The sequence below is a fragment of the Brucella tritici genome, assembly GCF_008932285.1.
In the GTDB taxonomy this organism is placed as follows: Bacteria; Pseudomonadota; Alphaproteobacteria; order Rhizobiales; family Rhizobiaceae; genus Brucella; species Brucella tritici.
Map to the genome: position 1 here is coordinate 538249 of NZ_WBVY01000001.1, position 13874 is coordinate 552122.

The following is a 13874-nucleotide window of genomic DNA, read 5'->3' on the forward strand; positions in this document are numbered from 1 at the left end:
TCCAGCCGAAATGCATCTCGATAAAAGAAAATAGGCTGCGGAAACCGCAGCCTATAAATTTTTCAAACCGTCTTGAAACTTAATCGTCGCGATAGACTTTCTCACGACGCTCGTGGCGCTCCTGCGCTTCGATGGATAGCGTAGCGATCGGACGCGCATCAAGCCGCTTCAAGCTGATAGGTTCTCCCGTTTCCTCGCAGAAGCCGTATGTTCCCTCATCAATGCGGCTCAGGGCCGCGTCGATTTTGGATATCAATTTGCGCTGCCTGTCGCGAGCACGTAGCTCAATTGCCCGATCCGTTTCGGAGGATGCCCTATCCGCCAGGTCGGGGTGGTTTGCATTTTCCTGCTGTAGCGCTTCAAGCGTTTCGCGCGCTTCCCGCAGAATATCATTCTTCCACGCGATCAGTTTCGTGCGGAAGTAAGACTTCTGCCGCTCATTCATGAACGGCTCGTCTTCAGTGGGCCTATAGTCAAGGTCAATCAATTCACTCATTCTGAATTACCCCACATCTAGGAGACGCGAGCGGTTATATAGTTCCATAGCAACAAGGACACAACATCAAACAACCGTATCCCACTACTTTTTAGTGCATCAATTTTGTATGATTTTGCATCAAAATTATGCAATCAAAAAATGTTTGTAAAAAGTTGCTCTCTAGACTTTCAGAATAACTTCAATCGATTGCCAATAAAGTGGGTATATTTTCCAGTCTCAGCCACCATCAAACTGAGACAGTATCATCCGCCTAATAATTAGGCAGACACCCCTTGCAAATAATGCTGACAGACATCAAAAAATCGGGAAAATGGGCTTATGGGCGGCTCATTTGCGCTCAGCACATGGCCGGAAATGCTCATTAAACACAGCTTGGAACGTTACAGATGAGTCGCTTGCTTCTCCTAAGACATGCCAAAGCCGCGTGGGCAAAACCCGGAATGAAGGATTTCGACCGCCCTCTCGATCTGGAAGGCAACGCTTCGCTCGACCGGCTTGCAAGGGCAATGAAGGCTGTCGAGCTTTATCCTGATCGGGTGGTTCTTTCCGGTTCATGTAGAACGCGAGAAACCGCGTTAGGCATTATTGAACGTCTGGGTATCGAGGTCGAAACCATCGTCGACGATACGATCTATAACGGCGGCGCGGCTGACTACATGCAAGCCATACGCAAACATGGCGATGCGCCGACGCTGATGCTCGTCGGACATAATCCCAGCATTGAAGATCTGGCACTCGCCTTATGTGGTGAAGGCAACAAGGATGGCCTCTTGAAGCTCCGTGCAGGTTTTCCAACTGCCGCACTGGCAAATATCACATTTCCAGTTTCGCTAGGCGAACTCGAGCGTGGTGCCGGTTGTCTCGGGAGTTTTATGTTGCCTCAGTAGATTTTCCTTAAGTACACTGACATTCCTTGCCAAGACCGCAGACGCGACCCTATCTATACCGCTGACAGATCAATGATTTCGGCGAGGGTTAATTGGCTAAGCTGACAAGTATTGGCGACGAAGCGAAGATCGCACTGGATACACTGGCGGATCGTGCGACCGGGCTATTGTCGCCATCGTTGCGGCTCGGTGTGACCGGTTTGTCGCGTGCGGGAAAGACAGTCTTCATCACAGCCCTCGTTCACAACATGTTGCATGGCGGCAGGCTTCCGATGTTCGAGGCCTATAAATCTGGCCGTATTTCACGCGCGCTGCTCGAGCCTCAACCCGATGATGCCGTCCCCCGTTTTCAATATGAAGAACATCTGTCGGCATTGATCGATGAACGTATATGGCCGGACTCCACTCGCGCTATCTCGCAATTGCGCCTGACGATCGAATATGAATCCGCTTCTGCCTGGGGACGTTGGCTGTCACCGGGCAAGCTTTCGGTCGATATTGTGGATTATCCCGGAGAATGGCTGCTGGATCTGCCTTTGCTCGGCAAATCCTATGCAGAATTCAGTGCGGATTCCTTTGCACTGGCCCATGAGCCGACACATAAGGATCTGGCTCAGGAGTGGATCGCCGAAGTTTCCCTCGTCACGCCTTCCGAAAAGGCAGACGAACTGACCGCACAGCGACTGGCAAAGAGCTTCACGGCTTATTTGCGCGCAGGCAAAGCCGATGAGCGCGCTTTGTCGACCTTGCCGCCGGGACGGTTCCTGATGCCGGGTGATCTCGAAGGCTCGCCAGCGCTAACATTCGCCCCTCTCCCGGACCTGAAACCGGACGATCTGAAGGCCGGTTCTCTGGGCGCAATGATGGAACGGCGTTACGAAGCCTATAAAACCTACGTCATCAAGCCCTTCTTTCGCGAACATATTGCGCGGCTGGATCGGCAGATTGTACTCATTGATGCCATGCAGGCGATGAATGCAGGTGGCGCAGTCGTCGCCGATCTGGAACGCGCGCTTACCGACATCCTGTCCTGCTTCAGACCTGGACGCTCGAACCTGCTGACTGGCCTGATACAGCGCCGGATCGGGCGCATTCTTGTTGCCGCAACCAAAGCCGACCATCTGCACCATGAAAGTCATGACCGTCTGCAAGCCATTGTGCGGCGTCTCGTGGAGCGAGCAATAGAGCGCGCCGATTTTTCCGGCGCGGATATTGATGTTTTGGCAATGGCCGCCGTTCGCACTACCCGTGAGGCAACTGTAACACAGGACAAGGAAACCCTTCCCGTCATCGTCGGCACACCATTGAAGGGTGAAAAAATCGATGGTGAAGTGTTCGATGGTGAAACCGAAACAGCTATATTTCCCGGCGACTTACCGAAGAATCCCAATGCGATCTTTGAAAAGTCTTTTGCGCAGGATGATCCGGCCATCCGTTTTGTCCGTTTTCGCCCACCTCGGCTCGAACGTACCGCCGAAGGCATCACCTTGTCCCTGCCTCATATAAGGCTGGATCGTGCCCTGCAGTTTCTGATTGGGGATCGTCTCGCATGACAGAGAAGACGCCACGCAAGCCTGCTTCCTTTACAGTAAGCCAGCCCTGCGCCCGCACCGAAACAGTGGATGAAGCGCCACGCCGTCCTCGTGCAGTTCGGGACCTCGACGCCGTTATCTCCCAACCGGATGTCTTCGCATTGAGCGAAGACGAGGCGGCAGAACTGGAAATCCTTGATCCGTCGTTTGAAGCGCCTGAACGCAAGGGCTGGTCGCTTAGCAGAATACTTTTCGGCGCACTGGGTATTCTCGTTTCATTCGCCGTCGGCATCTGGACCGAAGACCTTATCCGGGCGCTATTTTCCCGTGCAGATTGGCTCGGCTGGACCGCTTTGGGCGTCGCTATAATTGCGCTTGCCGCCTTTATCGCCATCGTCGTTCGGGAACTGATCGCGCTCCGCCGCCTCGCGTCCGTGCAGCACCTTCGTAAAGACGCTGCAAATGCAGCAGAACGCGACGATATGGCCGCAGCCAGAAAAGCAGTGGACGCGTTGCGCTCGATTGCGACGGGCTTGCCCGAGACAGCGCGCGGGCGGCAGCTTCTGGACGGTCTGACAGACGATATTATTGACGGGCGAAATCTGATCCAGCTTGCCGAAACGGAAATCCTTCGTCCTCTCGACCGCGAAGCGCGCGCGCTCATTTTGAATGCTTCAAAACGCGTTTCGATTGTCACAGCAATCAGCCCGCGCGCGCTCGTTGATATCGGCTATGTCATTTTTGAATCGGCACGGCTGATCCGCAGGCTTTCTCAACTCTATGGTGGTCGTCCAGGCACACTGGGCTTTCTGAAGCTTGCCCGCCGCGTCATTGCCCATCTGGCTGTGACGGGAACGCTGGCCATGGGGGACAGCGTTATCCAACAGCTTGTCGGCCATGGTCTTGCCTCCCGGCTATCAGCCAAGCTGGGTGAAGGTGTAGTCAACGGACTCATGACGGCGCGCATCGGGATTGCTGCCATGGATGTGGTGCGTCCGTTTCCTTTCAATGCGGAAAAGCGCCCCGGAATTGGAGACTTTATCGGCGATCTTGCTAGGATGAGTGGCGAGCGAACCGATAAAAAGCATCCCGGAAAATAGCGGTTTATTTCCGAAGCATTAACCATTCGCGACGATTATGTGCAGATAGAAATCTGCGCCAGAATCGAGCGATCCGGTGTATCGGCACACTCCCCCTGAACCCGTGCCCTTCTCCATCGATCGGCTTATGGCAATGTCGGAAAATCCGACAGTTTGCGAGGCGCGACCAGCTTTTGGTCGTGACATGCTTAAAAACAACGATTAGGAATGACGTCCGATCAAGGTCGTGAATCCGGGACAGAGCTGAATATGAAGAATTGCATCGCCGCCTGCCTGACGCTGCTGCCCATGTCATTTTCCGCCGCGCCGGTTTTGGCCGCCGACAAGGACAAACAGTTCTTTCAAACGATCGAAGGCCAATGGTCCGGCCCGGGCGAAATCGTTGCCGGAAAATACAAAGGCACGAAATTCGTCTGTAATCTCGCCGGATCAACGCCTGATGAAAATGTCGGTATGACGCTTGACGGCACCTGCCGCGTCGGTGTGTTTTCGCAACCAATGAAGGCAACAGTTACACGTGTTGGTTCGGCTTATTCCGGCAAGTTCAATGACGGCGCCGAGGGCAAGGGACTTGATGTCACATCAGGTTCTGTCAGCGGCAACAAGGTTGTTTTCGGCCTGAACCGCAAGCAGCTCAACGGTGCCATGCTGGCCCGCGTTTCCGATCAGAACACGATGAATGTGACGGTTTCCGTTCGCGTCGACAAGGAACTGGTTCCGGTCATCGGCATGAGCCTGAAGCGTGTGGATAATCTCGCCGTCGGCAGCATCGCGAAGAACTGACAAGAATTTTATTCACGCCACCAGCCCGCATCCGTGCGGGCTTTTTCTATTCCGGCTCGTTCCATCCCGGCATTCCAGTCCGCAACCGTCTTGCCTGCAATTTTGAGAGATGGCGCAATATCGTTCAAGGGCACGAGAACGAAAGCCCGCTCATGCATGCGTGGATGCGGAAGCTGGAGAGCTGCATCATTCATGGCGACAGCCTTTCCCGCATCATCCTGCATCGCCAGTAAATCGATATCGATGATACGCGGCCCCCATCGCTCAATCCTCACGCGCTTCAATGAGCGCTCCACATCGAGACAGGTCGCAATCAGCTCTAATGGCTGCAACGTGGTTTCGATTTCAGCACATGCGTTGTGAAACCACGCCTGATCTGTCTTGCCCCATGGGGGCGTGCGGTAGACAGCGGAGACCGCAACGATATTGGTGTCGCCCCTCTCGTCCAAGAAGCGTAACGCTTTACCCATAGACGCGACGGGATCATCGATATTTCCGCCAAGCCCCAGCCAGGCGCGATAATGGCTGCCTGCTTTCACTGCGGATAAACCACGGTCACTTCAACATGGTCCAGCACACCCGGAACAGGTGCATTCGGCTTACGGACCGTAATTTCTGCACGCTTTACCTGCGGAAACCGGGCTGTCAGTGCCTTGGCCACGTCAAGAGCCAGCGTTTCGATCAGATAGCGCTGACGACCGGTGATAATGTCTTCAATGACAGCAAAGGCGATACCGTAATGCACAGTACCGTCGATATCGTCATTCTCCAGCGCATTGCCCGGATCGACATCGAGAATAGCATCGACGTAGAAACGCTGACCGAGCTTGTGCTCTTCATCGAAAACGCCGTGGTGCGCGAAAAATGCGCAATTCATCATTCGGATCGTGTACACGGCTTTACTTTCTATTTTCACTGCGTCTGGATTGCAGGATATCATCTGCAACGGCAAGTGCATCTCTATTAAAAGCGACATTGTGAACACGGAAGATGTCGGCACCTGCCAAACGCAGTGCGACAGACGTTGCCGCAGTTCCAATGTCGCGGTCGAGCGGATTGTCCCTGCCCGTCATGCCGCCGATAAAGCGTTTCCGCGACGTGCCGACGAGTAACGGGAATCCGAATTTCTGCAACTCATCTGCTCTGGCCAACAATGCAACATCCTCATCCTTATTCTTGCCGAAGCCAAAACCGGGATCGAGCACGATGCGGGATTCTTCAATGTCGGCCTTTTTCGCTATATCCAGCGAAACATTCAGGAACGATAACTGATCATCGATAACATCGGCGAGAACGGGTCGATCCCTGCTGGTATGCATGATGACCAATCCTGCGCCGGTTGTTTTGGCAATATCAGCGATTTCAGGCTCTCGTTGCAGCCCCCAGACATCATTGACGATATGAGCTCCGGCTTTGACTGCAGCCTGCGCTGTTGCAGCACGGTAAGTGTCTATGGAGATGATGCAATCGTATTTCTTCACCAATGTTTCGATAACCGGAACAACGCGTTCGATTTCCGTTTCGGAATTGATCGCAGCAGCTCCGGGGCGGGTTGATTCACCGCCAACATCGATGATCGTTGCTCCATCGACGAGCATCTGACCGGCCACTTCCATGGCCTTTTCCAACTCGTTGTGGTGGCCACCGTCGGAAAAAGAGTCTGGCGTGACATTCAATATGCCCATGATCACGGACTTTTCCCCCAGACGAAGGCTTCTTCCATGAGCAACGTGCCATTCTTTCGTCATAGCGAAATGTTCCTGTGCCATTTCCTGGGGTTGTTTCCCTGGGCCATTTCATTGTGGCGAGGTTGCAACCAACCTCGCCTGAAGTCATTTTGTGAAGGGCGTTATAGTTCTCTTGACGATTGCATGCCATGCTCGCGGCAATAAAAAGCGAATTTCTTACTGGTTTTAGAAAGAGGTGCCAGGACATGAATTTGAGGAAGAAGGTTCTGGCTCTCAGTGCAGTTCTTGCCATCGTAGCTCCGCAGGCGGAAGCCGCCGCGATCTTTCGCGAATTCAACTATTATACTGTAAGTGGCAAAACGGCAGCAGACCTCGACAGGGCTCTTTCCCGTAATGGCCCCTTCCTCAAGAAGACCGGCCAGCATCACCCAGGCGCCGCCGAAATCCGTTTCGATGCCAAGGTCCGTTATGGCCGTGCGCCTGGAAAAGCCTGCAAAGTGCAGGACGTTTACGTAAACGTTCACGCAAAGGTTTCCCTACCTCGCTGGAAACAGCGTCGCAAGGCAACGCCGGAACTGGCGCTGATCTGGGATACGTTGTTACAGGACATTCGCCGTCACGAAGAAAGCCACATCGTGATTGCCCGCAGCTTTGCAAGCCAGATGGAACGGGAAATACGTGGACTGCGCACCCGCACGGATTGTTCTGTGCTTCGCACTGACATCGACAAAGTCACTGCACGCCTTATGGAAGCACACGACAAGGAGCAGCAAAGGTTTGACCGGGTTGAGACGATCAATTTCGAAAACCGCTTTGCGCGCTTGCTGACCTATCGCATGGAGCGCGCCCAGCAAGCTTCCAAATGAAGCAACGAGAGTAGTGGTCTGATCCGGCATCTGCTCGGCGCTCATATCCGAAGGATGAAAATGTCGGAATCAGACCACTAGCGCAATTCGCGCCGTATAGCCTGTGTCATCAATGCGGCTTCATGGAACCCTGACAGAATGAGTTTCAGCTTGCCCGGATAGTGGCAGGCATCGCCTATAGCGTAGACCTTCGGAGTTGAAGTTCGGAAGGTCTCGGGACTCACAGACAGCATGTTACCCGTCTTACTGAAAGAAAGCTCGGCCAGCGGGTCGGGACGGATGACCTGTCCATCCCCGTTGAACGCACCAAGACCGGATGCAATCACCACTGCGCACGCTTTAAGCTTGTCACCATTACCAATGCCAACGGCCACACCGTCGTCATCGACTGTGATGCTGGCCGCGATCTTGTTGAAATGAAAAACGGGATTATACGGCTCGATCTGCCTGAGAAGCCGTTCTACGAGTTCCTCGCCCATAATTTCGGGAAAACCGGGCACGTCGTAAATCGGCTTGTCGGCATAGAGCGCCGTACATTGACCACCAGGCTGATCACTGGCATCTATAAGACGGCACCGGAAACCGAACAGCCCAAGCTGAAAAACGGAGAAAAGTGCGATAGGCCCGCAGCCGATAATGACAATATCATTCTGCGGTTCGACGCCCATCGCATCACCATTTCTTCAACAATTTAGTTCTGGCGCTCAGGCACCTGCACGACGAGGCCTTCAAGGTCATCCGACACGCGGATCTGGCATGAAAGGCGCGAGGTAGGGCGAACTTCATAGGCGAAGTCCAGCATATCCTCTTCCATCGCGTCGGGGCCACCGACAGTGTCACTCCAGTCTTCATCAACATAGACATGGCAGGTTGCGCAAGCACAGGCACCGCCGCATTCCGCATCGATGCCCGGAATGCCATTGCGAATGGCAGCTTCCATCACGCTTGACCCGTTATCGGCTTCGACCTCGGTCCGTGTCGCGCCATCAGCTGATACGAATACGATCTTCGTCATTTTCATTCCTTGAAACACGCAAATTCCGCGCGATCTTCATCTTTGGCGTTCGTCGCCGTCCCGACGAAAAAACGCAAATAAACTCGGAATGGCAGATACGGCGTTCTGCAAATAGTTTCAACCTTGACCGCACCCAAGCAGGCAACTGCGCCAATATGCCGTGCGTCCGTTGAGAGCCTGGCACCTGCCAAACCTGCCAGTTGCGCCCGAAACCGGAAAACTCTTCCTTGTCGTCTGCGGAAAGTGCATCATATGATGTGGCTGAGAGAGAATGAGGAATGACGGAAAGAATCCCGCGCCCGGCTCACGCAACCATAAAATGATAATTACGACTCTGGACACTCTATACGAGCATTTTTGTTAATAAACTCGTAGAGTAGTGTCGGTTGAAGGAAACAGCCTCGACCGATTTCCACAACTTGCTGGTAAATGTGGAAAGCCCGGAAATGTCGAATTTTCATGAATTGAGCCGCTTTCCGTTAACCTTGTATTTAAAGTTTTAGGTATCGGCAGAAGTCGCCTATTTCCTTAACAAGCCCGAGCCGATACGATGCAAAATGGCGGAGAAAGTTTTGTAACGGCCTTTTTATGGTCCGGCCGTCGCAGTAATGAGTACGAGGTAGGCAAACAATGGCTTCCAAATCCAAGGCACAGAAGCTCGACCTTGAGGTTGAAAAGGCACTGGAACAGGCACTCGATATCGATTTCGGTGACGATCTTGATATCGATATGGACTTGAGTGCATTCGATGATGGCTTCTCAGTCGACGATCTGGAAGAGCAGATTTCGCGCGCTGCTGAAGAGCTGGTTGCCGAACAGAAGACCAAAACAGTCGAGCCGGCTGCTGTCGAAACTGCTGCAAAAGTAGCCACCATTACCACTGCTTCAGTGATTGCAACGCCTGCAGCGCCTCCGGTCCCGCCGGTCGTAAAAGCTGCCGGACCAGTTTCGCAAGCTACAGTCAACGTTCAGCACAAGCCTGCCAACACATCGAAGGTCGCAACGCCTGCACCTGAACCTGTTGTCAGCAAGCCTATTGCCGCTGCGCCTGTTGCGACCGCCGCCAACGTTGCATCCCCTACCTTCACGCCGGCAAACGATGATTCCCGCAGTGAAAAAGCGATTATCGCCGCTCCGCGCCGTGCGACCGAAAACTCCTCGAAGCTTTTCTGGACCACAACTGCAATCAGCGTGCTATGGGCCGCTGGCGGCGTTGCACTGAGCAAGGCCATCAATCCCGATGTCTTCTCGACCTTGCAGGCCACCAAGGACTTCTTCACTTCACCTGCCGGTCTCGGCGTCGTCGCAGGCGTTGCACTGCCAGTCGCAATGTTCTGGGGTTTCGCGCAGCTCGTGAAGCGTGCACAGGAAATGCATACGGCAGCACGCAGCATGTCGGAAGCTGCCATGCGGCTGCTCCAGCCGGAAGCTGTATCCGGTGATCGCGTTTCGACCCTTGGACAGGCTGTGCGCCGCGAAGTCGCCGCCATGAACGAAGGCATCGAACGCACTTTGGCGCGGGCCGTCGAGCTGGAAACGCTCGTTCAGTCGGAAGTCAATCAGCTTGAACGCGCCTATAGCGACAATGAAGTTCGTATCCGTTCGCTCGTTAGCGATCTCGGCAACGAACGCGAAGCGGTTGTCAGCCATGCCGAGCGTGTGCGTTCATCGATCTCTGGAGCGCATGAACAGCTTAAGGAAGAACTTTCGAGTGCTTCCAACATCATCCGCGACAATGTTCTCTCTGCATCGCAGCAGTTGAGCACCCTGCTCGGTGAATCCGGCGAGCGCCTGATCGGCAGCATCAACGAAAGCGGCGGCGCCATTGCCGAAGCCATCGAAACCCGTACCGGCGACATTGGCTCACGCATCACGACTTCGGGTGAAGCCTTCGCAAATCTGCTCGATACACGCATTGCAACACTGGATGAGCAATCGCGCACAGTATCGGACCGCCTGACGGAAGCTCTGGACGAACGCACAACCGGCATTGCCAATCTGCTGGGCGGCGCAACACAGTCCATGGTCAGCGAATTCGACACGCGTCTTGTCAACCTCGAAAGCACCCTTTCCGAGCGTGGCCGGTCGCTTCTATCCGAGTTCGAAGCGCGCGCGCATGCCCTCGACAGCAGCACTGAAAAGCTCAATGCAGCTCTCGAAACCCGTTCGCGCCAGATCAACGAAAACCTCATCGCTCGTACTCGTGAAATCGCGGAAACCTTCTCCAGCGGTCGTACGTCTCTGAGCACGATGATTGACGAAACCAAGACGAAGATCGGCGAAGATCTGACCTCTATCGGTGAAAGCGTTGGCAATATTCTCGGCGAAAAGGCCAATGCCTTTGCAGGCAAGCTTGCTGAAAGCCGCGACGTACTTGCTGCGTCACTGGAAGGTGAAACGGAACGCGTTTCCTCTGTCATCCGCGGCCATGCCGATACGCTTGCTGCACGCACGAGCGACATCGAAAATGCGGTCAATGCCAGTGCATCTGCCCTCAAGTCGGTTGCCGACAATCATGCGGCAATTCTGGAAGAGCGGACGAACGCACTACGCCAGACGATGGAAAGCCACTCAGCATTGCTCGATACGAGCTTTGCAGACCACGCCCGCTCTCTGGAAGAACGTGCGACCACGCTTCACGGCGTCATCGCTGGCAATCAGGCCATGCTTGCTCAACTGATGGATGAGCGTGCTGCTGCAATGCGCGATAACTTCAACGAAAACCGTGAAATTCTTGCCCGCACCTTCGATGAACGCGTGAATTCGCTGCAGGCGCTTATCGCTGATAACCAGGACACGCTCGCACGCATTCTCGACGAACGCGCAGGCAGCATGAATGAATCCATTGGTGCTGGTCGCGATGCATTCGTCGCCGCCCTTGGCGAACACGTCCGTCAGGTCGAAGAGCGTACAAGTGGCCTCCACACTGTCCTGAACGATCACAACAATGCCCTCTCCGGCATTCTGGACGGACACGAACGTACTATTGAAACCCGTGCTGCCGAAATCCGCTCGACTTTGAGCGACAGCACGGCATCACTGAGCCAGACGCTGCAGGATCACAGCGACATTCTGGAACAGCGCACAACCAACCTGCACAATGCAATCGCCGACAGCAGCTCTACCATCAGCCGCGCTTTCGAAGGCCAGACTGGCATTATCGAAGAACGCACACAGACAATGGAAAAGGCACTCACCATCGGCGTCGACAATGTTCGTCGTGCGCTTGAACAGAGCGCCGGTATCGTTGCTGGCACGCTGCGCGAGAAAATTGGTGAAGCCGCGAGCACGCTTTCCGCTGAAGCAGCGAAGGCTGGTGAAGCGCTGGACGGTTTCGGCGAAGCATTCAGCGCCCGCCTGATCGACAACCTGTCTGGCACCGAGGCCCGTCTCGGCGACCGCGCCGATGCGATTGCGGGTCGTCTTGGCGAGATCGAAAGCCGTCTCACCGGCGAACTCGGCTCGATCGAAGCCCGTATTGCGAACACGGCAAGCAGGACGAGCGAAACACTTGCTGGCCATAGCGAAGCCTTTGCTGCGAGCGTTGCCGACAATCTGGCTGGCACGGAAACACGCCTCAACGAACGCGCCGGTGCCATCGCCAGCGGCCTCGAAGCAATCGAAAGCCGCCTCACCGGCGAACTTAGCTCGATTGAAGCCCGGATCGCGGATACGGCATCCAAGACGAGCGAAACGCTTGCCGGTCATAGCGAATCCTTCTCAGCCAGCGTTGCCGACAATCTCGCCGGTACCGAAACGCGCCTTGCAGAACGCGCAGATGCGATTGCAACCCGTCTCGGTGACATCGGTTCGCGCATCACGATGGAACTCGGCTCCGTCGAGGCACGTATCGCACAGGTAACCGACACGACGGCGGTTACGCTGGAAGAACGTACTCGCGAACTCAACGCCGTTCTCGCTGCCCGTTCGCAGGAAATCACCAAGATTCTCAACGATACGGCGGAACCGCTTGTACAGCGGCTTGCTGATAGCGGTCGTGGACTTGCACAGCAGCTTGAAGAAGCAACCCACGCTGCAACCGATAGGCTTCGTTCGGAAAATGCCGCTCTGGTCAATGCACTTGCAAGCCGCACGGCGGAAACGATTGCTGCCGTTCAGCAGGCCAAGGCCGGTCTTTCCGACAATGTCAGCGAGCTGATCGACCGTCTTGCTGCGTCGAACGGTGAACTGGGCAAGCTGATAGATGCTGCAACACGCAATCTCACTGATATCGACGGTCGCCTTGTCGACACAACGTCGAGCTTTGTTGAGAACACCAATCGCGCAGCACAGATGTTCCAGGCTTCCACCGGTCTGATCGACGGCAATATCGGCACCTTGCGTGCCATCTCCGACAGCACGCTGTCGCAGATTGCAGACATCGCCGACCGCTTCGAAGAGCATGGAAAGGTTCTCTCTTCGGCTTCTGATATGATCAACACGGCCCAGAACGGCCTTGTCAGCACGCTCGAAGATCGCCATCAGGCACTCGACAAGCTGGCATCCGGTCTGGTCGAGAAGTCGGAAGGCGTAGAAAAGCTGATGCAGTCCTTCGAAGAGCTGGTGTCTTCTGCATTCCAGCGCGCCGAAGGCCAGACCCGTTCATCTGCCGAAAAGATGCGCGAAAGCGTTTCGGAAATCGTCGAGCAGGCTGCACAGAAATTCTCTGCGGCAACCGATGATATCCGCCGAACGGCAAGCGAAATCCGCAACGAGCTCAACACGACCCGTGGCGAACTGAAGCGCGGCGTTCTCGACATGCCTGCCGAAGCCAAGGAAACCACGACTGCGATGCGCAAGGCTGTTAGCGAGCAGATCAACGCGCTCAAGGAATTGGCTGAAATCGTCAACAAATCCGGTCGTCTGGTCGATGTCGGCGAAAGCCGTGCAGATCGTCCGGTTTCGCGCCCGGCACCGGTAGCACCTCGCCCAGCTCCGGTTCAGGCACCGGTAGCACAGACAGATGTTGCAATCCGCCAGCGCGCCTATGATGCGCCGAAAGTTCAGCCAGCGCCGACAGCCACGCAAGAAGAAAAGCCACGTGGATGGGTCTCCGATCTTCTCGCTCGCGCGTCCCGTGAGGAAGAAGAAGCAGCACAGCCAAAGGCTCAGCCGACCGCGACGCCTCGTTCACCAAGCCATGTCGTTGAATCGCTGAATTCGCTTTCGGTTGATATCGCCCGCGCTATCGACCACGAAGCTTCGGTAGAACTTTGGGATCGTTATCGTCGCGGTGAGCGTAATGTCTTTACTCGCCGTCTCTATACGCTGAAGGGTCAGCAGACCTTCGACGATATCAAGCGTAAGTACCAGACGGATGGTGAATTCCGCCGCGCCGTTGACCGCTATATGGACGACTTCCAGCGTCTGCTTGAAGATGTAGCTCGCAACGACCGTGACAACATGGTGACGCGGACTTACCTCACCTCGGACACTGGCAAGGTCTACACCATGCTTGCCCACGCAAGCGGTCGCCTTCGCTAAGACCAGAACTCAAAGAAAAC

12 protein-coding genes are annotated in these 13874 nt (G+C 54.9%); 6 read left to right on the top strand and 6 right to left on the bottom strand.

Features of this window, described 5'->3' with window-relative positions; genetic code table 11:
- Positions 1-79: 79 nt before the first annotated feature.
- Complete coding sequence (dksA, locus tag F9K94_RS02680) at positions 80-496, bottom strand: RNA polymerase-binding protein DksA (protein ID WP_061346278.1); 417 nt, start codon at positions 494-496, stop codon at positions 80-82.
- A 389-nt stretch (positions 497-885) separates the two neighbouring features.
- Here dksA and F9K94_RS02685 point away from each other — a divergent pair, with 389 nt between their 5' ends.
- The 4 genes from F9K94_RS02685 (at position 886) to F9K94_RS02700 (ending at position 4801) form a co-directional block, all read left to right on the top strand.
- On the top strand, positions 886-1386 hold the full coding sequence (locus tag F9K94_RS02685; RefSeq protein WP_151643510.1) for a SixA phosphatase family protein: 501 nt from the start codon (positions 886-888) through the stop codon (positions 1384-1386).
- A gap of 92 nt (positions 1387-1478) precedes the next feature.
- Entirely contained in the window at positions 1479-2939 is a 1461-nt protein-coding gene (locus tag F9K94_RS02690; protein ID WP_151643512.1) for a YcjX family GTP-binding protein, read from the top strand.
- Positions 2936-4018 (top strand): YcjF family protein, encoded by a 1083-nt coding sequence (locus tag F9K94_RS02695; protein WP_151643514.1) that lies wholly within the window; start codon positions 2936-2938, stop codon positions 4016-4018. Before F9K94_RS02690 ends, F9K94_RS02695 begins: the two co-directional genes overlap by 4 nt.
- A gap of 249 nt (positions 4019-4267) precedes the next feature.
- Positions 4268-4801, top strand: coding sequence for a hypothetical protein (locus F9K94_RS02700; RefSeq protein ID WP_151644116.1), 534 nt, complete (start codon positions 4268-4270; stop codon positions 4799-4801).
- 8 nt (positions 4802-4809) lie between these two features.
- Here F9K94_RS02700 and folK read toward each other — a convergent pair whose 3' ends face one another.
- From folK to folP, 3 genes are all read right to left on the bottom strand, one after another.
- Positions 4810-5271, bottom strand: coding sequence for a 2-amino-4-hydroxy-6-hydroxymethyldihydropteridine diphosphokinase (gene folK / locus F9K94_RS02705; RefSeq protein ID WP_235920571.1), 462 nt, complete (start codon positions 5269-5271; stop codon positions 4810-4812).
- Positions 5272-5336: 65 nt separating this feature from the next.
- Positions 5337-5696: a dihydroneopterin aldolase gene (folB, locus tag F9K94_RS02710; RefSeq protein ID WP_061346273.1), complete on the bottom strand. Its 360-nt coding sequence runs from the start codon at positions 5694-5696 to the stop codon at positions 5337-5339.
- 4 nt (positions 5697-5700) lie between these two features.
- Positions 5701-6549 (bottom strand): dihydropteroate synthase, encoded by an 849-nt coding sequence (folP, locus tag F9K94_RS02715; protein WP_061346492.1) that lies wholly within the window; start codon positions 6547-6549, stop codon positions 5701-5703.
- A gap of 185 nt (positions 6550-6734) precedes the next feature.
- Here folP and F9K94_RS02720 point away from each other — a divergent pair, with 185 nt between their 5' ends.
- Positions 6735-7355, top strand: coding sequence for a DUF922 domain-containing Zn-dependent protease (locus tag F9K94_RS02720; protein WP_109988158.1), 621 nt, complete (start codon positions 6735-6737; stop codon positions 7353-7355).
- A 77-nt stretch (positions 7356-7432) separates the two neighbouring features.
- Here F9K94_RS02720 and F9K94_RS02725 read toward each other — a convergent pair whose 3' ends face one another.
- Together F9K94_RS02725 and F9K94_RS02730 are read right to left on the bottom strand one after the other, a co-directional pair.
- On the bottom strand, positions 7433-8023 hold the full coding sequence (locus F9K94_RS02725) for an NAD(P)/FAD-dependent oxidoreductase (protein WP_151643518.1): 591 nt from the start codon (positions 8021-8023) through the stop codon (positions 7433-7435).
- 23 nt (positions 8024-8046) lie between these two features.
- Positions 8047-8370, bottom strand: a complete 324-nt coding sequence (locus F9K94_RS02730; protein ID WP_061346270.1) for a 2Fe-2S iron-sulfur cluster-binding protein — start codon at positions 8368-8370, stop codon at positions 8047-8049.
- A 630-nt stretch (positions 8371-9000) separates the two neighbouring features.
- Here F9K94_RS02730 and F9K94_RS02735 point away from each other — a divergent pair.
- Positions 9001-13854, top strand: coding sequence for an apolipoprotein A-IV repeat region-like domain-containing protein (locus F9K94_RS02735; RefSeq protein WP_151643520.1), 4854 nt, complete (start codon positions 9001-9003; stop codon positions 13852-13854).
- Positions 13855-13874: the final 20 nt, after the last annotated feature.

Coding starts and splice junctions, on each gene's coding strand:
- F9K94_RS02730 (WP_061346270.1), bottom strand. CDS start 8,370: ATGACGAAGATCGTATTCGTATCAGCTGATGGCGCGACACGGACCGAG.
- F9K94_RS02700 (WP_151644116.1), top strand. CDS start 4,268: ATGAAGAATTGCATCGCCGCCTGCCTGACGCTGCTGCCCATGTCATTT.
- F9K94_RS02695 (WP_151643514.1), top strand. CDS start 2,936: ATGACAGAGAAGACGCCACGCAAGCCTGCTTCCTTTACAGTAAGCCAG.
- F9K94_RS02720 (WP_109988158.1), top strand. CDS start 6,735: ATGAATTTGAGGAAGAAGGTTCTGGCTCTCAGTGCAGTTCTTGCCATC.
- dksA (WP_061346278.1), bottom strand. CDS start 496: ATGAGTGAATTGATTGACCTTGACTATAGGCCCACTGAAGACGAGCCG.
- F9K94_RS02735 (WP_151643520.1), top strand. CDS start 9,001: ATGGCTTCCAAATCCAAGGCACAGAAGCTCGACCTTGAGGTTGAAAAG.
- folP (WP_061346492.1), bottom strand. CDS start 6,549: ATGACGAAAGAATGGCACGTTGCTCATGGAAGAAGCCTTCGTCTGGGG.
- F9K94_RS02725 (WP_151643518.1), bottom strand. CDS start 8,023: ATGGGCGTCGAACCGCAGAATGATATTGTCATTATCGGCTGCGGGCCT.
- folK (WP_235920571.1), bottom strand. CDS start 5,271: ATGGGTAAAGCGTTACGCTTCTTGGACGAGAGGGGCGACACCAATATC.
- F9K94_RS02685 (WP_151643510.1), top strand. CDS start 886: ATGAGTCGCTTGCTTCTCCTAAGACATGCCAAAGCCGCGTGGGCAAAA.